At 47.0% G+C, this 19,754-nt stretch carries 18 protein-coding genes and 1 tRNA gene; 12 read left to right on the top strand and 7 right to left on the bottom strand.

Annotated elements, in window-relative coordinates:
- Positions 1-7: 7 nt before the first annotated feature.
- From ICN41_RS05210 to ICN41_RS05200, 3 genes are read right to left on the bottom strand one after another with little or no spacing between them, the layout of a single operon-like run.
- The gene (locus ICN41_RS05210) at positions 8-784 is read right to left on the bottom strand and encodes a BPSS1780 family membrane protein (protein ID WP_216291772.1); all 777 of its coding nucleotides are present in this window, start codon (positions 782-784) and stop codon (positions 8-10) included.
- Positions 781-1,758 carry a homoserine kinase gene (locus tag ICN41_RS05205; protein WP_216291771.1) on the bottom strand — a complete coding sequence of 326 codons (978 nt, stop codon included), beginning with the start codon at positions 1,756-1,758 and terminating at the stop codon, positions 781-783. The genes ICN41_RS05210 and ICN41_RS05205 overlap by 4 nt, the downstream gene beginning before the upstream one ends.
- A gap of 22 nt (positions 1,759-1,780) precedes the next feature.
- Positions 1,781-2,185 carry a hypothetical protein gene (locus ICN41_RS05200; protein ID WP_216291770.1) on the bottom strand — a complete coding sequence of 135 codons (405 nt, stop codon included), beginning with the start codon at positions 2,183-2,185 and terminating at the stop codon, positions 1,781-1,783.
- Positions 2,186-2,270: 85 nt separating this feature from the next.
- Between ICN41_RS05200 and polA the strand changes: the two genes are divergently transcribed.
- The 3 genes from polA to ICN41_RS05185 are packed head-to-tail and all read left to right on the top strand — an operon-like array spanning position 2,271 to position 6,783.
- Entirely contained in the window at positions 2,271-5,114 is a 2,844-nt protein-coding gene (polA, locus tag ICN41_RS05195) for a DNA polymerase I (protein WP_216291769.1), read from the top strand.
- Positions 5,115-5,128: 14 nt separating this feature from the next.
- Positions 5,129-6,004: a dienelactone hydrolase family protein gene (locus ICN41_RS05190; RefSeq protein WP_216291768.1), complete on the top strand. Its 876-nt coding sequence runs from the start codon at positions 5,129-5,131 to the stop codon at positions 6,002-6,004.
- Positions 6,005-6,009: 5 nt separating this feature from the next.
- Complete coding sequence (locus ICN41_RS05185) at positions 6,010-6,783, top strand: ZIP family metal transporter (protein WP_216291767.1); 774 nt, start codon at positions 6,010-6,012, stop codon at positions 6,781-6,783.
- 16 nt (positions 6,784-6,799) lie between these two features.
- On the opposite strand, the gene ICN41_RS05180 is transcribed toward ICN41_RS05185, so the two are convergent.
- Complete coding sequence (locus ICN41_RS05180) at positions 6,800-7,630, bottom strand: sulfurtransferase (protein WP_216291766.1); 831 nt, start codon at positions 7,628-7,630, stop codon at positions 6,800-6,802.
- 62 nt (positions 7,631-7,692) lie between these two features.
- Positions 7,693-8,799 carry an aromatic ring-hydroxylating dioxygenase subunit alpha gene (locus tag ICN41_RS05175; RefSeq protein WP_216291765.1) on the bottom strand — a complete coding sequence of 369 codons (1,107 nt, stop codon included), beginning with the start codon at positions 8,797-8,799 and terminating at the stop codon, positions 7,693-7,695.
- Between the two features lie 162 nt (positions 8,800-8,961).
- Here ICN41_RS05175 and xseB point away from each other — a divergent pair, with 162 nt between their 5' ends.
- The 4 genes from xseB to folE2 are packed head-to-tail and all read left to right on the top strand — an operon-like array spanning position 8,962 to position 12,872.
- On the top strand, positions 8,962-9,195 hold the full coding sequence (xseB, locus tag ICN41_RS05170; RefSeq protein ID WP_215365543.1) for an exodeoxyribonuclease VII small subunit: 234 nt from the start codon (positions 8,962-8,964) through the stop codon (positions 9,193-9,195).
- The gene (locus ICN41_RS05165; RefSeq protein WP_216291764.1) at positions 9,195-10,097 is read left to right on the top strand and encodes a polyprenyl synthetase family protein; all 903 of its coding nucleotides are present in this window, start codon (positions 9,195-9,197) and stop codon (positions 10,095-10,097) included. Before xseB ends, ICN41_RS05165 begins: the two co-directional genes overlap by 1 nt.
- Before the next feature lie 20 nt (positions 10,098-10,117).
- The gene (gene dxs / locus ICN41_RS05160) at positions 10,118-12,019 is read left to right on the top strand and encodes a 1-deoxy-D-xylulose-5-phosphate synthase (RefSeq protein ID WP_216291763.1); all 1,902 of its coding nucleotides are present in this window, start codon (positions 10,118-10,120) and stop codon (positions 12,017-12,019) included.
- A gap of 25 nt (positions 12,020-12,044) precedes the next feature.
- Positions 12,045-12,872, top strand: a complete 828-nt coding sequence (gene folE2, locus ICN41_RS05155) for a GTP cyclohydrolase FolE2 (protein ID WP_216291762.1) — start codon at positions 12,045-12,047, stop codon at positions 12,870-12,872.
- 11 nt (positions 12,873-12,883) lie between these two features.
- On the opposite strand, the gene tsaD is transcribed toward folE2, so the two are convergent.
- On the bottom strand, positions 12,884-13,954 hold the full coding sequence (tsaD, locus tag ICN41_RS05150) for a tRNA (adenosine(37)-N6)-threonylcarbamoyltransferase complex transferase subunit TsaD (protein ID WP_216291761.1): 1,071 nt from the start codon (positions 13,952-13,954) through the stop codon (positions 12,884-12,886).
- A 77-nt stretch (positions 13,955-14,031) separates the two neighbouring features.
- Between tsaD and rpsU the strand changes: the two genes are divergently transcribed.
- The 3 genes from rpsU to dnaG all read left to right on the top strand — a co-directional run bounded on the left by rpsU (position 14,032) and on the right by dnaG (position 16,791).
- Complete coding sequence (gene rpsU / locus ICN41_RS05145; protein ID WP_011903537.1) at positions 14,032-14,244, top strand: 30S ribosomal protein S21; 213 nt, start codon at positions 14,032-14,034, stop codon at positions 14,242-14,244.
- Between the two features lie 119 nt (positions 14,245-14,363).
- Complete coding sequence (locus ICN41_RS05140) at positions 14,364-14,810, top strand: GatB/YqeY domain-containing protein (protein ID WP_216291760.1); 447 nt, start codon at positions 14,364-14,366, stop codon at positions 14,808-14,810.
- A gap of 37 nt (positions 14,811-14,847) precedes the next feature.
- Positions 14,848-16,791, top strand: a complete 1,944-nt coding sequence (dnaG, locus tag ICN41_RS05135; RefSeq protein WP_216291759.1) for a DNA primase — start codon at positions 14,848-14,850, stop codon at positions 16,789-16,791.
- Positions 16,792-17,007: 216 nt separating this feature from the next.
- Here the strand turns inward: dnaG and ICN41_RS11460 are convergent, their stop codons facing one another.
- Entirely contained in the window at positions 17,008-17,478 is a 471-nt protein-coding gene (locus tag ICN41_RS11460) for a hypothetical protein (protein WP_370629098.1), read from the bottom strand.
- Here ICN41_RS11460 and rpoD point away from each other — a divergent pair.
- Both rpoD and ICN41_RS05125 read left to right on the top strand, forming a co-directional pair.
- Positions 17,468-19,531, top strand: a complete 2,064-nt coding sequence (rpoD, locus tag ICN41_RS05130; protein ID WP_370629097.1) for an RNA polymerase sigma factor RpoD — start codon at positions 17,468-17,470, stop codon at positions 19,529-19,531. The two genes, ICN41_RS11460 and rpoD, sit on opposite strands and share 11 nt — an antisense overlap.
- A gap of 13 nt (positions 19,532-19,544) precedes the next feature.
- Positions 19,545-19,621, top strand: a tRNA-Ile gene (locus ICN41_RS05125).
- Positions 19,622-19,754 lie beyond the last annotated feature (133 nt).

The raw sequence follows: 19,754 nt of genomic DNA, 5'->3' as shown, positions 1-19,754 counted from the left end.
GCTCTGGCTATACAGGCAGCACTTCATCCTCTGCAAAGCAGGCTTTCCAAGTGGCAAAGAAAGAGCAATGCATGATGGTAAGACCTGCCATTGAGATGGGCGCAATGATGTATGAGGCGGCTTGACCAAAATTGAGCGCATCAAATATCATGCCCACCATCAGCGGTATGGCAATCAACACAGCGCTCCAAATAGCAAGATACAAAAAGAATGCACCGCGATTGGACCAGCAAGCTAAGCAACTAGAAAATAGCGCTTGAGGAACTGACATATCTGCCCACGCAATCAAGATGGGTGAGAACCACATCAACATTGCAATGGGGATATAGAGAAGGGCGCCAAAAAATAAGACTAAGTAAATTTGTCGTATGGCTTCCTGTGAAATCGGCTTGTCACTAGTGAGCAAGGGCAGGAGTAATTCAAAATCCACTGCTAGGCTCAACATAAAGCTCATGACCAGGATCATGGCGGCGTAAATCAAGCCTAATTGCAGAATCCGTTTACGAATCAGTGGGGTGGATTGCAAGGCAATGATGTAGACCATCGGACGGATGCGCTCTTTCTGAATTGCTTGGCGACAGGCTGTTAAAAAACCAACCGACAAAGTGGGTGTTAATAGCAAGACAGCAAATACTCCGATGACTGGCACCATCACAGCAAGTTGTGCGGCGAATACGTACATGAAGACCAGCATCAAAAATCCTAAAGGATTTTGTTTGAAGAGCCAGATACCTTGACGAATCCAGGTATAGCCTTCTTTGGGGGCAACAGTGTTTAGTTTCATAGAGAGTGACGACTTAAAAGAATACGTTCAAAGTGCTTAGGATCATGCGGTGTCAACATTTGGGCATCACGTGGAAGATGGAAATCCCACAAGCGAGAAATCCAGAAACGTAGGGCTGCTGCGCGAAGCATCATAGGCCAACTGGCTAGTTCATTTTCAGTCAATGGGCGAACAGATTGGTAGGCGCTAAGAAGGGCATTGAGACGGGCAGGATCTAAATCTTGTTTGTTGTCTGCCAGACACCAATCATTCACAGTCACCGCTAAGTCAAAGAGCCACTTATCGGTACCAGCAAAATAAAAATCAAAGAAGCCGCCTAACTGATCATTGCTAGCATCAGTTGCGCTCTTGGGGTCAAAGAGCACGTTATCTCTGAATAAATCACAGTGGCTAGCGCCTTGGGGTAGCGAGGCGTACTCGGAAGAGGTAAAAAATTGTTCTTGGCTTTTCAGCTCACTGGTCAGTAGTTCTTTTTGGGCTGGATCTAGATGCGGTAAAACCAGGGGAACCGTCTTTTGCCACCATCCTAGGCTACGAAGATTTTCTTGAGTCTTAGAAAAATCTTTTCCAGCTAAATGCATCTTCGCCAACATCTCACCTACTAGCGCGCAATGTGCGGCTTCTGGTTCAAGGCGAGATAAGCCAGGCAACTTAGTAACGATGGCCGCTGGCTTGCCCTTCAGAGAAAACAAAATCTGCCCTTGTTTGTTTTCAATCGGTTTGGGAACAGGGATGCCTTGATTGGCTAGGTGACGCATTAATTCTAGGTAGTAGGGAAGTTGCTCTGCAGATAGTCGCTCAAAAATAGTGAGAACGAATTCTTGTTTTTTGCCATTGAGATGCGTATCAAGAAAGAAGTTGGAATTTTCAATTCCACCATGAATGCCCCGAATCTCAGTGGCCTGCCCGATATCGAAGTCTTGGGAGATCCAGTTGGATATATCGTCCAGTTCGATCGGAGTAAATACGGCCATAAATTGCTTGGATGCTTAAAGACTAGAAGGGGATGCTAATACTTGGCACGCTCAGCAGATCAGTCTCTCGGGGAACTCCAGGCATGACTGAAGTGGGAGGAGCCATCTCGTAACTGGTGTAGGGCGTTTTGACATCTACTTGGGTAGGTGAATTGGCGTCCTTGTATTCGGTTATTTCAGTACCGTTACGCGCTCTATATTGGTAGCTTGGCTTGCGTGTTTCTGGGGTGGTTACAGCCCCTGATGCGCTTACAGCTGGTGCCAAAGGTTGATTATTGATGCGGTTGAGCTCTGCTGGGCTCAAGGCTTGGCTGTTATTCTGGGCATGAGCCAGATTAGTTCCAAATAGTCCAAAAAAGACGATGAAGCTCATTAGAGCAAGGTTTTGGCTTAAAAAATGGCCAATTAAGTTAGTAAGTGCATGCATCATTTTTCACCTTTTTAAGCCTATTGATGGGCGGTTACTTAACCGGTCCTTTAGGCAATTCACAACTAGATTGTACGATTGCGGTATGACTAAACATAGACTCTTGTTGGTAGACGGTTCAAGTTACCTCTATCGTGCCTTCCACGCCATGCCAGACCTCAGAAACGGGGCTGGAGACCCTACGGGGGCCATCTATGGCATGGTCAATATGATGCGCCGCGCCCGTTCTGAGATTCAGGCTGACCATATAGCCTGTGTATTTGATGCCAAGGGAAAGACGTTTCGCGATGAAATGTATCCCGAATACAAGGCGCATCGTTCACCCATGCCGGAAGATTTAGTGAAGCAAATCGAACCCATTCATGCCATGGTGAAGGCAATGGGTTGGCCAGTACTCATGGTGTCAGGTGTCGAGGCGGATGATGTGATTGCTACTTTGTCATTTCAAGCTACACAAGCGGGTTGGGAAACCATTATCTCGACTGGCGATAAAGATTTAGCGCAATTAGTAAATTCATCAGTGACATTGATCAATACCATGACAGATGAGAAATTAGACATCGATGGCGTTGTTTCTAAATTTGGTGTGCCACCAAATCTCATCGTTGATTATTTATCCATTATTGGTGATGCAGTAGATAACGTTCCTGGTGTTCCTAAAGCGGGTCCCAAAACGGCAAATAAATGGTTAGCCGAATTTGGAAATCTTGATAACTTAATGGCAAACGCTGATCAAGTGAAAGGCGTTGTTGGTGAAAATCTGCGTGCATCTTTGGATTGGTTGCCGCAAGCCCGTCAACTCATCACAGTGAAAACGGATTGCGATCTCTCGCCCCATTTACCTGGCTTAGATGATTTGCACGCTAAGCCAGAAGACGCACCTTTATTACGAGAATTGTTTGAGCGCTATGCGTTTAAATCGTGGTTGCGAGATGTTGAAAAGCGCCTGGAAGGTAATGAAAATAAGGCTTCTGAGTCTGAGTCTGGGGCTGGAGCTGGCTTTGATTTGGCAGGCTCCCCGATTGCCAGCAATTCTCATCAGGAGGAGGATGCTAAAAAATCGCGCACGATTGCATCTGCTCCAACCAAGGCTCTATCGCAAGACACAACGGATTTACAAGATGCCATCGAACGTCAATATGAATGTGTAGTCGATGAAGCTAGTCTGGATAAGTGGTTGAAAAAAATTGAAACCTCATCGTTAACGGCAGTCGATACAGAGACTACGAGTCTTGATGCTCTAGCTGCTGAGCTGGTTGGGATTTCTTTATCGGTTAAGCCGGGTGAGGCTTGTTACATTCCAGTTGCACACCGTAATGGTGAGTCGCAATTAGATCGAGATTTTGTTCTGTCACGTCTGAAACCATGGCTAGAGAGTGCAAGTCACCTCAAGGTTGGGCAAAACTTAAAGTACGACATGCATATTTTTGCCAACTATGGCATCACACTCCAAGGTGTTGCATTTGATACTTTGCTCGAATCCTATGTACTTGAATCGCATATGCCGCACAATATGGATAGCCTAGCTGAGCGCCATCTCGGTTTAAAAACGATTCGTTATGAAGAGGTCTGCGGCAAAGGCGTTCATCAGATAGGCTTTGATCAAGTCGATCTTCAAATTGCGACAAATTATGCTGCTGAAGATGCGGACATTACCCTGCGCTTGCACCACGAGTTATGGCCCCAGATTCAGGAAAGCCCTGGCTTACTCTATATCTATGAGCAGGTTGAAATGCCTGCCATGCGCGTCTTGGGTGTGATGGAGCGCAATGGCATTCGGATTGACTCTGCCTTATTGGCTAAGCAAGGGCAGCAGGTAGGTAAGCGCCTCTTGGAGTTGGAGGGCGAGATTCATCAATTAGCAGGTCAACCTTTTAATATTCAATCACCCAAACAAATTGCAGAAATCTTGTTTGGCCAACTTGAATTGCCGGTAATTAAGAAAACGCCTTCAGGCGCCCCCTCTACCGATGAAGAGGTGCTGCAAAAGTTGGCGGAAGACTATCCCTTGCCAGCACGTATTTTGGATTACCGTAGCTTGGCCAAGTTGATGTCGACTTATATTGAAAAATTGCCACGTATGGCTGACCCCAAGACGGGACGAGTGCATACCAATTTTTCTCAGGCGACCGCTGTCACTGGGCGTTTGGCTTCTAGCGATCCCAATCTGCAAAATATTCCTGTTCGCACAGAAGAGGGGCGTCGTATTCGGGAGGCTTTTATTCCTGCCGAAGGTTGCAAGCTTCTCTCCGCAGACTACTCTCAAATTGAATTGCGCATCATGGCGCATATCGCCGAGGATGAGAATTTACTGGAAGCGTTTCGGGCTGGTAAAGATGTTCACCAAGCCACTGCTGCCGAGATCTTTGGAGTTCCCTTAAATGATGTGAATTCGGAGCAACGTCGATACGCGAAGGTCATTAACTTCGGATTAATTTATGGCATGAGTGCTTTTGGCTTGGCAGGCAATTTAGGTATTGAGCGCTCTGCAGCACAAAACTACATTGCAAAGTATTTCGATCGCTATCCTGGGGTTGCCCAATATATGGAACGCACGCGTTTAGAGGCGCGTGAAAACGGCTATGTAGAAACCGTTTTTGGTAGACGTCTTTGGTTGCCAGAAATTAAGGGTTCCAACGGTCCTCGCCGCCAAGGTGCTGAGCGTGCCGCAATTAATGCTCCAATGCAAGGAACTGCAGCTGATTTGATTAAGCTGGCTATGATTGCTTGCCAGGAGTGGCTGGAAAAGGAGCAATTAAAGACCAAAATGTTGCTTCAAGTACATGATGAATTGGTATTTGATGTGCCATTGGATGAAATAGCGCTCTTGCAAGCGAAGTTGCCGGATTTAATGTGCAATGTAGCTACGCTGAAGGTGCCTTTGGTGGTTAGTATCGGCATTGGCGATAATTGGGAAGAAGCTCATTAATAGGGAGACAAATAATGAATGACAAAACACAAAACAGTAGAAGGTCTTTTATGAAGGCATCCGCAATCGGCGCTACCGGAATTGGTATCGGATTAGTGGCTGCTTCAGAGCCAGTCATGGCCGCTGCAATTGAGACGGATTTCAAAGGCATTAAAGCTGGTGAGCAAATGATTCCCGTTGGCAGTTTTCAGATGCCAGCTTATGTATCTCGACCTGAGGCCGCTAAAGGCTCTTTACCTGTTGTGATTGTAATTAGTGAAATCTTTGGTGTTCATGAATATATTGCAGATATCACACGACGTTTTGCCAAGCTGGGCTATCTCGCGATTGCCCCTGAGAAGTTCGTTCGTGCTGGCGATCCTAATTCATATGGAACAGTGGCAGAGATTCAAAAGAATATTGTTGCCAAGACAACGGATGCACAAGTGATTACCGATTTACAGGCTGCTTTAGTTTGGGCCGGTAAAAATGGTGGTGATCTCAAGCGGGTTGGTGTGACTGGTTTCTGTTGGGGTGGTCGCATTACTTGGCTTTCTGCAACCTTGCCGCAGGTCCGTGCTGGTGTTGCCTGGTATGGCCGCTTGATTGGCGAGAAGACTGAAGGTAATCCACGTCATCCAGTGGATATTGCTGCTGACTTAAAAGCGCCGGTACTTGGCTTGTATGGCGCTGCGGATACAGGCATTTCTTTGGAGAGCGTGGAGCAAATGCGTACTGCTTTGGCGCAAGCTGCACCTAAGAATCCCGCTGCCAAAGCATCGATGATTGAGGTGTATCCAGATGCTCCGCATGCGTTTCATGCAGACTATCGCGCAACCTACCGTGAAGGTCCTGCAAAAGACGGCTGGGAAAAATGTATCGCTTGGTTTAAGAAAAATGGAGTAGCTTAATTCACATGCCAGTTTTACAAACCATTATCTTGGTCACTGCCTTAGCTGGGGCAGCCAGTGTCGTGGTGGCTGCTAGCTTTTCTTTGGCCTTATTGTCCAAGATGGTCAATAACATGGTGAGTTTGTCAGTAGGCATTTTGCTGGCCACTGCTTTTTTACATTCATTGCCAGAGGCATTTAGCATGGAGGATACAAGTCCACAACTCCTCTTTGCTACTTTGCTGGCCGGTCTATTGGGATTTTTTCTGCTCGAGAAAATCGCTCTATTGCGCCATGACCATCACCATGAAGGGGATGGTCACCACCACCATCATGGGCATGACGCAGAAAATGCTGGCCGCAGTGGCTGGATGATCTTAGTCGGTGATGGCATTCATAATTTTGTGGATGGCATATTGATCGCAGCCGCTTTTATGGCCGACTATCAAGTGGGCATTTTTACGGCGATTGCCATCATTGCCCATGAAATTCCACAAGAGGTCGGCGATTTCATTGTCTTGCTCAATGCTGGGTTTACTAAAACGCGCGCCCTGATTTACAACTTTATATCGGGTTTATCAGCGGTAGTCGGTGGTGTCTTGGCTTACTTCTTCTTGGAGCGCGCTCACGCAGCGATGCCCTATTTATTGGTGATTGCTTCCAGTAGCTTTATCTATATAGCAGTAAGTGATCTCATTCCGCAAATGCACCGTCGGCCACACTGGGCAGAATCTTTACGCCAAACGGTACTGATTGCCTGTGGCGTCGGATTTGTCATCCTACTGTCTCTCTTGCATTAAAAGGCTGCCAACCAATCTAGAGTTCTATCGGTCGATCTGGGTTTGAGGACCACTCACTCCAACTGCCAGCGTAGAGACGAGATCCCTTAAGACCAGCAACTTCCATTGCTAGCAGGTTATGGCAAGCAGTGACACCGGAGCCACATGAATGAATGACTTCTGCTGCTTTAGTGCCACCTAAAACTTCTTGGAAATCTTTATAAAGCTGCTCAGGGGTTTTGAAAGCGGTTGATGAAAGATTATTTTTGAAGAAGTGACTGATCGCTCCAGGAATATGACCCCCAACTGGATCGAGCGTTTCATTTTGACCATGGTAGCGATCATTCGATCTGGCATCGATGACTTTATATTTCTGAGACTGCAAATTACCCGCGACTTCATCTACCAAGACCAAGCCAAAATAAGGCATTGGTGAGGCTGGGTGACTTGCCGGGGTAGGCGTGCGGGGCACATTACCCATAGGCCCATTCCAAGCGTCTAGACCGCCATCGAGTACGCGTACATTTGCGTGACCAGTTGCTTTGAGCATCCACCATAAACGGCTGGCGTAAACCGAACCTTGTTTGTCGTAGGCTACTACTAGTGTGTGCGGATTAATTCCTAAACGGGTTTTGGTCTGAGCCCACACTTCTGGGCTAGGTAGGGGATGTCTGCCGTTAGTTCCATTTTTAGGGCCCGATAAATCATGATCAAGATCGACATAGATCGCTCCCAACATATGACTTTCTTCGTAGGCTTTTCTACCAGCCTGAGGATCTACTAAATCAAAACGGCAATCACATAACAACACATTCTGGCCACTATTGATGATTTCTTCTAACTGGTTTGCGGTAATTAGAGGAGTCATAAATCTTCCTAGTTGGTCAAATTGGATTGAGAGTTATTTAAGGCAATTTCCTAGTAATTCCATTATGCGCCATGGAAGTTCATGACACGACGGTACCACTCATGAAAGTGCTGCATGCCATCTTCCATGGGGCTTTGATAAGGCCCTACTTCATTAATCCCACGGGCGAGGAGTGCAGCACGTCCTGCATCCATACGCTCTGCAATTTCATCATCCTCAATACATGTTTCCATATAGGCGGCACGTTCTGCCTCAACAAATTCACGCTCAAACAGCGCAATTTCTTCAGGGTAATAGAACTCGACGATATTGCGTGTCTTATTAGGGCCCAATGGATGCAAAGTGGACACACAAAGTACGCCGGGGTACCACTCCACCATCACATTGGGGTAGTAGGTCAGCCAGATCGCCCCATGTCTTGGGGTTTTGCCTTCATGGTGTCTTAGTACTGCTTCATGCCATTTGCGATAAGTAGCTGAGCCAGGTGTTTCTAGATTCTTATGAATTCCAACAGTTTGTACGCTATGCCAATCGCCAAACTCCCAATGGAGATCTTCGCAAGAAACAAATTTACCTAATCCTGGATGAAAAGGGACCACGTGGTAATCCTCAAGGTAAACCTCGATAAAGGTTTTCCAGTTGTAGTTGCAATCGTGCACTTCTACGTGGTCAAGTAAGTAAGCTTCAAATCGCAGATCTTCTGCAACACCCAGATTGGCTAAATCAGTGCGCACATCGCGCGGACCTTCAAATAACAGTCCTTGCCAATTTTGCAAAGGGGATTTGCCTAGGTTGAGACAAGGCTTGTCTTCAAAGTGCGGCGCGCCTAATAAGTTGCCCGCTAAGTCATAGGTCCAACGATGGAGTGGGCAAACAATATTTTCTGCAACACCACGACCATTGAGCATGAGTGCTTGGCGATGACGGCAGACGTTGGATAGCAGTTCGATGCCTCCAGCATTGCGGACCAATAAACGGCCCTCATTTTCTGAGGTCAAAGTTTGATAGGAGCCAATTTCTGGCACCATCAGTTCGTGGCCAACATAGCCTGGCCCCTGCTTAAAAAGCAGTTCAATTTCCCGCTGATAAAGGTCAGCGTCAAAATATGCCGAAACCGGCAGTTGTAAATTGGACGGCGCAAGCTGCTGCGCGGTAGCCAGATTAGTCATTCTCCCCACCCCCGAAAACGTCAGCCGAAGCTAAGCGGAATAACCAATCCAACCATCGACGGATCGATATTGGAAAGGAAGGGAGGGATTATACCCATTTGGACCGCATCTCCCTTTAATATGTAGGACTAACTGAATCAGAAATATCAAGGAAATCGCCCTATGCCCGCCAAGAAGTCTGAAAGCCAAAAACCCGGCCTTGAGGTCCAAATTGACCCTGATTTGCGTTACGAACAGGCAGTTAAGGAATTAGAAAAGCTGATCTCTGACATGGAATCTGGAAAATTTTCTTTAGAAGAAACCCTTTTAGCGTATCAACGCGGCGCAGCTTTGCTCAAGCATTGCCAAGGCGTACTGGCGCAGGTTGAGCAACAGGTTCGGGTATTTGAGGCCTAATGAATTCAGTAGATCTATTTCAGGAGTGGGTAACTTCTCGCTCGCAGCGAACTGAGGCAGCTTTAGATGCGCTGTTAGATTCTGCGCAAACCAATCCAGCTCGTTTGCATGAGGCAATGCGTTATGCGGCTCAAGGTGGCGGTAAGCGCATACGTCCCTTATTGGTATATGCCGCTGGTCAATTAGGCAATGATTCAGATGCAAAAACAGAAGCTGCTCTAGATGCGGCTGCAGTTGCAATCGAATGTATTCATGCTTATTCCTTGGTGCACGACGATTTGCCCTGCATGGATGACGATGATTTGCGGCGTGGACGTCCAACAGTACATAAGGCATTTGATGAAGCTACTGCACTCTTGGTGGGTGATGCATTGCAAACGCGCGCCTTTGAGATTTTGGCCAATGCACCATGTGCGGCAGATGTCCGCTTGTCGATGATTGCTAGCTTGGCTGCGGCATCCGGATCGCGTGGTATGGCTGGAGGTCAGGCGATTGATTTGGAAAGCGTTGGTAAAAAATTAGATTTGAGTGGTTTGCAGCAAATGCATGCCATGAAGACGGGGGCCCTCTTATCTTGCGCTGTCGAGTTGGGCGGTATTGCTGCACAACTCAACTCGGTTCAGATGGCACATCTGCAGGATTATTCCCGGGCCCTGGGGTTGGCATTTCAGATTGTGGATGATGTCTTGGATGCGACGGCTGATAGCCAAACCCTAGGAAAAACAGCCGGTAAAGATGCTATCAACGACAAGCCGACCTATGTGACCTTGATGGGTTTAGACTATGCACAGAAAACGGCTAAAGAGCTTCAAGAAAAAGCCATTCAAAGCTTAGATAGCTTTGGTAGCAAAGCTCAAGCCCTAAAAGATTTGGCCTTCTTGGTTGTAAACAGAGGCAAGTAAGTAGATATTGATCCGATTGAATGACTTTAACTTCCATCAACTCCCCTGCTGATTTAAGAAAACTTTCTCGCGAAGAGCTTTCGCCTCTTGCGGATGAATTGCGTCAATTTATTTTGGAGTCAGTATCTAAAACAGGCGGTCATCTCTCGTCCAACTTAGGTACGGTGGAGCTGTCGATCGCTTTGCACTATGTCTTTGATACTCCGGATGATCGAATCGTTTGGGATGTCGGACATCAAAGCTACCCACATAAAATTTTGACTGGTCGTCGTGAGCGCATGAGTACTTTGCGTCAGTTCAATGGCATTTCTGGTTTTCCGAATCGGACTGAAAGTGATTTTGATGCCTTTGGTACTGGGCACTCTTCTACCAGTATTTCTGCTGCGATGGGAATGGCACGCGCATTCCAAACTAAGGGTGAGCGTCACGTCGCTGTGGCAGTCATTGGTGACAGTGCGATGACCGGTGGTATGGCTTTTGAGGCGATGAATAATGCTGGCGTGTATGACGATCTGCCACTGGTGGTGATTTTGAACGATAACGATATGTCGATCTCACCTGCAGTAGGCGCGCTTAACCGCCATCTGGCTCGCTTACTGAGCGGTAATATTTATTCAGCTACAAAAAAGGGTATAGATAGCGTGCTATCTATAGCGCCTCCCTTACGTGAGTTTGCTAAACGCCTTGAGGATCATGCTAAAGGCATGGTCTCACCTTCTACGATTTTTCAAGAGTTTGGCTTTAATTACTTTGGCCCGATTGACGGCCATGATTTAGATGCTTTGATTCCGATGTTGCAGAACGTTCGCCGCCTTGCCCTAGAAGGGGATGGCCCTCAGTTCTTACATGTGGTGACTCGCAAAGGCCAGGGTTATGAGTTGGCTGAAGCAGACCCTGTTTTGTATCACGGACCCAGTAAATTTAATCCCGAAGAGGGCGTTAAAAAATCTGCACCTACTAAAAAAACCTTCACCCAAGTATTTGGTGAGTGGCTATGCGATATGGCACATGCCGATCCACTCTTAATTGGTATTACGCCAGCGATGCGCGAAGGTTCTGGTTTAGTTGAGTTTGAGCAAAATTTTCCGAAGCGGTATTACGACGTTGGCATTGCTGAGCAACACGCTGTTACTTTTGCTGCTGGTATGGCATGCGAGGGAATGAAACCGGTTGTCGCAATTTATTCCACCTTCTTGCAGCGTGCTTATGATCAATTGATCCACGATGTCGCCCTTCAAGACTTACCCGTCCTCTTTGCATTAGATCGTGCGGGACTAGTTGGTGCAGATGGCGCAACTCATGCAGGTGCTTACGATATTCCGTTCTTGCGTTGCATTCCGAACATGTTAGTCATGACTCCTGCTGATGAGGCAGAGTGCCGCGACTTGTTAACTACTGCTTTTCATCAACCGCATCCTAGCGCCGTGCGCTACCCACGCGGCGCCGGTGTCGGTACAGTTCCCTCGAAAGAATTGCGTAGCCTGCCACTAGGCAAAGGTGAGATTCGTCGTAAATCAAATGCACCCGCTGGTAAGCGAGGGGCTATCTTGGCTTTTGGTACTTTGCTTTATGCGGCCTTAGAAGTTGCAGAAGGGATTGACGCCACGGTAGTCAACATGCGCTTTGTAAAACCCTTAGATGCGGATCTGATTAAATCCTTGGCCGCAGACCATGATTATTTTGTGACCATTGAAGATGGCGCAATTCAAGGCGGTGCTGGTAGTGCTTGTTTGGAGGCTCTAGCAAGCATGGGAATCCATAAGCCCCTTTTGCAATTAGGTCTACCGGATCAGTTTATTGAGCATGGTGACTACAACTTGCTAATGACCAAGTGTGGCCTGGATGTAGAAGGGATTGCCAATTCCATCAAACAGCGTTTTCCGACTGAAATTGCTATAAATTCTGCGCTTGTAGGCAAATAAGCCTGTTTTGCTTGAAAATAGCGTTATGAATGACATGAACCCCGCCTTTCTGAAAGCCAGCGCTATGCCTGATGTGCAATCCACTTTGGATGAGCGCGCCTTGCCGATCGAGCAAGTTGGTATTCGGGGTGTGCGTCATCCGCTGACTATTCGCAGTAAGACAGGAAACTTCCCATCGGTGGGGCAGTTCGAGATGGATGTGGCATTGCCTGCCCATGTCAAGGGAACGCATATGTCGCGTTTCATGGCGCTCTTACAAAAGCAAGATGAGCCTGTTGACAGCACAACCTTAGTTGCGATGGTGAGCAATATGTTGCCTTTGCTTGATGCAAAAGAAGGCCATGTGCAATTTACTTACACTCACTTCGTTAAAAAAGCAGCGCCTGTCTCTGGTGTAGAAAGCTTGATGGATTACGAAGTCACTTGGATGGCAACTGCAAAACAAAATACTGCTGGTCAGTTTGATGTGGAGTTAGGTTTGCGCGCTCAAGTGCCGGTGATGAGTTTGTGTCCTTGCTCTAAAGAGATTTCAGAATTCGGTGCTCATAATCAGCGCTCGCATGTAACGATGTCGGTTGTGCTGGATTCGCAAACCAAGATGACTGTTGAAGATTTGGTTGCCGCTGCTGAAAGCGAAGCTTCGAGTGAGCTTTGGGGTTTATTAAAGCGCCCTGATGAAAAGTGGGTCACTGAGCACTCCTATAGCAATCCGAAGTTTGTAGAGGACTTGGTACGTGATGTGGCTGGGCGTCTTAAGGCAGATGAGCGTATTCACTCTTTGGTGGTGGAGGCAGAGAACTTTGAGTCCATTCACAACCACAGCGCCTTTGCCCGTATTAGCTTATCTAAATAAGCGCGTCAGCCTTACTTCAAATTATTACTTGCTAAATCCCAACGGGGTTTAATGTCAAATGCTCCCGAAGTGGTGGAACCATTATTTTCAGTGAGCATTCTCAGTGCGCCTGCAAATGCAATCATCACGCCATTATCAGTACACAAATCTAAAGGCGGATAATGTACTGCAAAGCCTTTTTTTAGGCCCGCGGCATTTAGAGCAGAGCGTAATTGTGAATTTGCTCCCACTCCACCGGCAAGAACTAAATGATTACACCCAGTTTGTTGAAGCGCCTTCTCAGATTTGCTGACCAGAACGGCCACAATTGAATCTACAAAACTTCTTGCAAGGTCTGCATGAAATTGCGCTATGTCAGCTTCGGACATATTTTGTGTCGAATGTTTTTTGACTTGATTGAGAACCGCAGTCTTTAAACCAGAAAAAGAAAAATCCAAGTCGCCTGAGTGCAGCATCGGTTTTGGTAAGTCAAAAATTCCTGGGCGCCCATGTTCAGCTAATTTGGATATAGCGGCACCACCCGGGTAATCTAATCCCAGCAGTTTGGCTGTTTTGTCAAAAGCCTCGCCGGCAGCATCATCTAATGTTTCGCCTAAAAGTTCATATTGGCCAATGCCAGAGACTTTCATGAGCTGGGTATGTCCACCGGAAACTAGTAGGGCAATAAATGGAAATTGTGGAGCTGACTCACCCAAAAGGGGGGAGAGGAGATGACCTTCAAGGTGATGTACCCCAATGGAAGGCAGACCCAGGCTTTGGGCCAGACCTTTGGCAAAGGCGCTGCCAACCAAGAGGGCGCCAGCCAATCCAGGGCCCTGGGTGAAGGCTACAGCGTCAATATCGGTCAATTTGAGACCGGATTGGACTAAAGATTGGTCTAAAAGAGGTAAAACCCGACGAATGTGATCCCTAGAGGCAAGCTCTGGTACTACGCCCCCATAATCCCGGTGCATGGCGACCTGTGAGTGCAAACCCTGGCCTAGAATGCCTAAAAAGGCCGATTTACCCTCTTCCCAGGGGGTGGTGTTGTATAAAGCCACCCCGGTCTCGTCACAAGAAGTTTCTATTCCTAAAACAATCATTTTTTGGCTTGGTCGTGCTAGAATCGCAATTCAGTTAATTTTTCGATATCTATCGAGCATATACGAGTTAAATAAGTATGACTACAGTCCGCCTCCGCGAAAACGAACCATTTGAAGTGGCATTGCGCCGTTTCAAGCGCACCATTGAAAAAAATGGTCTTTTGACAGACTTGCGTGCCCGCGAGTTTTACGAGAAGCCAACGGCTGAGCGTAAGCGTAAAAAGGCTGCTGCTGCAAAACGCCATTACAAGCGTATTCGCAGCCAAATGTTGCCCAAGAAGCTTTACTAATAGAATTTAAAAGCTCTCTTCACCGAGAAGCTTTGAAACCCGCTGACGGTGAAACGCAGCGGGTTTTTGCTTTTTAATCGTTCAACATCTTTCAATATTTAATAATCGGGAACTAGGTCATGAGTCTTAAAGATCAAATCACTGAAGATATGAAATCCGCCATGCGTGCAAAAGAAACTGCGCGCTTAGGTGCTATCCGTCTTTTATTGGCGGCAATCAAGCAGCGCGAAGTGGATGAGCGCATTGTGGTCGATGATGCAGGCGTCATTGCTACTGTTGAAAAAATGATGAAGCAGCGCAAAGACTCTATCTTCCAGTTTGAGAAAGCAGGGCGAGATGATTTGGTGGCAATCGAGGCAGGAGAGATGGCGATTCTGCAAGCGTATCTACCAGCCCAGTTATCAGATGCTGAAGTAGAGGCAGCGGTTGCTGCAGCAGTCGCTTCCACAGGTGCTGCTGGTCCACAAGATATGGGCAAGGTCATAGGTGCGCTCAAGACTCAATTAGCTGGCAAAGCAGATATGGGTAAGGTTTCTGGTTTGGTAAAAGCGGCGCTTGCGAAGTAAATTAGCCAAGTAAGCAGAATCCTTTCATACTGGCCTCATGGCACTCATTCCTCAATCCTTCATCGCCGATCTTTTAAATCGGGTTGACATCGTGGATGTGGTTGGGCAGCACGTGAAGCTCAAAAAAGCGGGCGCGAACTTTCAAGGTTTGTGCCCCTTCCATTCTGAGAAGTCACCATCATTTTCCGTATCTCCTACTAAGCAGTTTTATCACTGCTTCGGTTGTGGAGCGCATGGCTCTGCAATTAGTTTTTTAATGGAATACTCCGGTCTGGGTTATGTCGATGCGATTGAAGATTTAGCTCGCTCCGCTGGTTTAGATGTTCCGCGCGAAGAGCGTACTGCAAATGATGTGGCACGCCAACAGCAGGCGATGGCCTTGAGCGAAGTGATGAGTGCGGCAGCCGATTGGTATCGTCAACAACTCAAAGGAAATACGCGAGCAGTGGAGTACCTCAAAGGACGTGGACTAACAGGCGAGATTGCAAAGCGTTACGCCCTGGGCTATGCGCCTGATGGTTGGCAGGGCTTGGAAGCAGTCTTCGGAACGTATGCCAACGAAGAGGTTGCTAAGACATTACTTGAAGGCGGCTTATTAATTCAGGGTGAGCAGACAGAAGGCAACCAGCCTGTGAAGCGCTACGACCGTTTCCGCGATCGCGTCATGTTCCCAATTCGTAATCCCAAGGGTCAAACGATCGGCTTTGGTGGTCGCATCCTCGATCAGGGTGAGCCTAAATATTTAAATTCTCCAGAGACACCATTATTTTCAAAAGGCAATACGCTCTACGGTTTGTTTGAAGCAAGGCAGGCGATTCGAGCGCAAGAGTATGTCTTGGTGTGCGAGGGATATATGGACGTCGTGGCACTTGCACAATTGGGCTTCCCCAATGCAGTGGCTACCTTAGGTACAGCCTGCACAGCAAACCATGTACGTATGTTATTGCGTCAAACCGATAAAGTCGTCTTCTCATTTGATGGCGACTCAGCAGGGCAGCGAGCTGCACAACGTGCATTAGAGGCTTGTTTGCCATTGATGTCTGATGATAAAGAAATTCGTTTCTTATTCTTGCCAACTGAGCATGATCCCGATAGTTATGTGCGTGCTTATGGGGCGCCGGCATTTGAGAAAGTTATTAAAGAAGCGATGTCGATCTCCAGCTTCTTTTTCAAGATAGTGAGTGAAGGCCACGAGCTAACAACGCCAGAGGGTAGAGCACATACACATCACGCCGCTAAGCCTTTGCTACTCTCGATGCCACCGATTGCACTGCGTACGCAAATTCTGCGTGAGTTAGCTATTCGCACCAACACCACTCCTGCTGAGCTTGAAGCATTTTGTGGTTTGACTGTGGTGCCGGTGCCGATGCAACAAAATAGCTATCAGCCTGCACAAGCACGAACCCAAAGTACATTCACTAATGCGGGTAATAGGCAGGGCGCTCCTTGGCAGGCCTCCAAGGGGTCAGCAAAAAGAGTGGCTACTCAAAATATTGAACCACCTAAAGCGCCCATGGATTTAGCTGAGCAAATGTTACGTGTTTTGATTCAGTTTCCCCATTTGGGTAAAGCACTCGATAGCAATCAACGTGCATTGGCATTAAAAGCGGCAGAGCAAAGATCGGCTAAGGCGCTCGAATTAATGAGTGATTTATTGGCTCAATGTGATCAAGTGGAATTCATTGCTGGTGATGATGGCAAACCTGCAGTTGTGGGGGCGGGTGCTTTCGCCATGTTCCAGGATCAACTTTCTCGCAGTCCAATGGCGCCACTTTATGAAGTGCTGAGAAAACGGGTGATGGATTCAGATTTGGAGCTCGATGGGGCGGTTGCTGATTTGGGCGGCGCCTTCAAAAAGCTAGAATTAAGCCACCTCAAACAAGAAATGACCGAAATTGCCCAAAAAATCGCCGGTAATACGGCTGATGACCAAGATCGAGCTCGCTATCGTGAGTTGGGCGAAAAACTGAAATTCTCCTAAGAATTTTCTGAAATACCCCTAGAAATCCTCCTAAATTCCCCCATATTTATAGGAGAACAGAGGGCAAAAAAGTCGCAATCGACTATAATCCTCTGTTCCCAAGAAAAAAACGAATTAATTCAGCCACTTGCGCTTTATTTTCAAGAAATTTGGGGTAAGTGGACCACGGGGCTGTACTTAATCAGTCGATATCAATAACAGTAATGTGAGTAAGTGCTAATAAATGCCTAATACCAAGACCAAAAAACCAGCCAAACCAGTAAAAGTAGCACCTAAAGCTAAGGCGCCTGCTAAACCAGCCCCAAAAGCAAAGGCCCCAGCTAAACCAGCTCCAAAAGCCAAGGTAGTAGCAAAGCCAGCTCTAAAAGCAAAGGCCCCAGCTAAACCAGCTCCAAAAGCCAAGGTAGTAGCAAAGCCAGCTCTAAAAGCAAAGGCTCCAGCTAAACCAGCTCCAAAAGCCAAGGTAGTAGCAAAGCCAGCTCTAAAAGCAAAGGCTCCAGCTAAACCTGCACTCAAAACTAAAGTAGCAGCCAAGACTCCTACTAAGCCGGTACCTAAATCTAAAGTAGTTGCTAAACCAGCACTCAAAACTAAAGTAGCAGCCAAGACTCCAGCTAAGCCAGTGAAGGCGGCTGTAAAAGTTCCAGCTAAAGCGGTTAAGGCAGAGGTTAAAGTCGTGCCTGCCAAAAAAGTAAAGGCACCTGAAGTTGAGGCACCAGTAGTTGAGGAAGAAAAGAAACGCGGTCGCAAAGCAAAAGCAGATGCACCTGCAGATAATGCAGAGCCAGTATTAACAGATCGTCAAAAAGCACGTGAGCGTAAGGCAAAAGAAAAGGCGCTCTTGAAAGAATTTGCTGCCCAGCAATTAGGTACAGAAGAACAGCAAGAGTTACGTCGTGCTCGCTTGAAGACCTTGATCAAGATGGGTATGTCCAAGGGTTACTTAACTCATGGCGAGATGAATGACGTGATGTCTGATGAGTTGTCTGATGCGGATGCATTAGAAACTTTGATTAGCTTGTTAAATGACATTGGTATTACTGTTTACGAGCAGGCGCCTGATGCTGAAACATTAATTCTTTCTGACAATACAGCAGCAGCTGCATCAGAAGAAGAGGCGGAAGAAGAAGCGGAAGCTGCTTTGTCTACCGTAGATTCAGAGTTTGGTCGTACCACTGATCCAGTCCGTATGTATATGCGTGAAATGGGTACGGTTGATTTGTTGACGCGCGAAGGCGAGATCGTCATTGCGAAGAAAATCGAAGCCGGCCTTAAAGATATGGTGATGGCTTTGGCTGCTTGCCCTGTCACCATTGGTGAAATCTTGAGTAACGTAGACAAGATTGCTTCTGGTGAAATGGAAATCGATCAGTTTGTGGATGGTTTGGTTGATCCAAATGCTGAAGACATTAAGCTTGGACCAGAAGAGCCAGAGATCGATCCTGATGCTGAAGAGAGTGATGAAGAGGGTGATGACGAAGGCGGTGGCGGCGGTGGTGCTGCAACAGCAAATGCTAAGCAATTAGAAGAACTAAAACAAATTTCCTTGGAGAAGTTTGCAATTGTTCGTACTCAAGCTGACAAAATGCGTCGTGCATTTGATAAGGATGGTTATAACTGCCCAGCTTGGATCAAGGCACAAGATGCTATTCGTGCAGAATTGCTTGGATTCCGTCTTACAGCCAAGAGTGTTGAGAAGTTATGCGACACCATGCGCTCACAAGTAGACCAAGTATGGAAGCTCGAGCGCGGTATTGTGAGTTTGTTGGTAGATAAAGTCGGCGTCAATCGTGGTGAAGTATTAAAAGATTTCCCTAAGATGTCTATGAATTTAACTTGGACTGAAAAGTTGCTTAAAGAGAACAAGCCTTACGGTGCACTTTTGCAACGCAACGTTCCAGCAATTCAAGAGCTTCAACAAAAGTTAATTGATATTCAGAAGAATGTCGTTATTCCATTGCCGGAGTTAAAAGAAGTCAATAAGCAAATGATTGCGGGCGAGAAGCGTGCTCGTGAAGCGAAGCGTGAGATGACAGTAGCCAACTTACGTTTGGTGATCTCTATTGCTAAGAAATACACCAACCGTGGCTTGCAGTTCTTGGATCTGATTCAAGAAGGCAATATCGGTTTGATGAAGGCGGTAGATAAGTTTGAATACCGTCGTGGTTATAAGTTCTCTACTTATGCAACATGGTGGATTCGTCAGGCTATTACGCGTTCTATCGCTGACCAGGCCCGTACGATCCGTATCCCTGTTCATATGATTGAGACGATCAATAAGATGAACCGTATCAGCCGTCAGATCTTGCAAGAAACTGGTCATGAGCCAGATGCTGCAACCTTGGCACTCAAGATGGAAATTCCTGAGGACAAGATTCGCAAGATTATGAAGATTGCTAAAGAGCCTATCTCCATGGAAACACCAATTGGTGACGATGAAGACTCTCATTTGGGCGACTTCATTGAAGATGGAAATACATTGGCTCCAGCCGAAGCGGCGTTGCATGACTCTATGCGTGACGTGGTTAAAGATGTTCTGGATTCATTAACACCGCGTGAAGCAAAAGTATTGCGTATGCGTTTTGGTGTTGAGATGAGTACTGACCATACGCTTGAAGAAGTTGGTAAGCAGTTTGATGTAACGCGTGAGCGTATTCGTCAGATTGAAGCTAAGGCGCTTCGCAAAATGCGTCATCCAAGCCGTAGTGACAAGCTTAAGACCTTCCTCGAGGAAGATTAAACCAAAGACTAACGGGCCTATAGCTCAGTTGGTTAGAGCAGAGGACTCATAATCCTTTGGTCCCAGGTTCAAGTCCTGGTGGGCCCACCAGAAAAGCAAGGTACGTACCGGACACATGCTTTACGTCCGGTACCGACCACATGGTTTTCACCTTTACCAATCACATCCCCAATACTTTGGGACCAAATGGATTTTCTAGGGCTTGTACCCGCGAAGACTCCAT

It is taken from the genome of Polynucleobacter sp. 15G-AUS-farblos, from assembly GCF_018882445.1.
Taxonomy (GTDB): Bacteria; Pseudomonadota; Gammaproteobacteria; order Burkholderiales; family Burkholderiaceae; genus Polynucleobacter.
The sequence above is the reverse complement of the archived record's forward strand: the minus strand, read 5'-3'. Positions and strand labels throughout refer to the sequence as shown.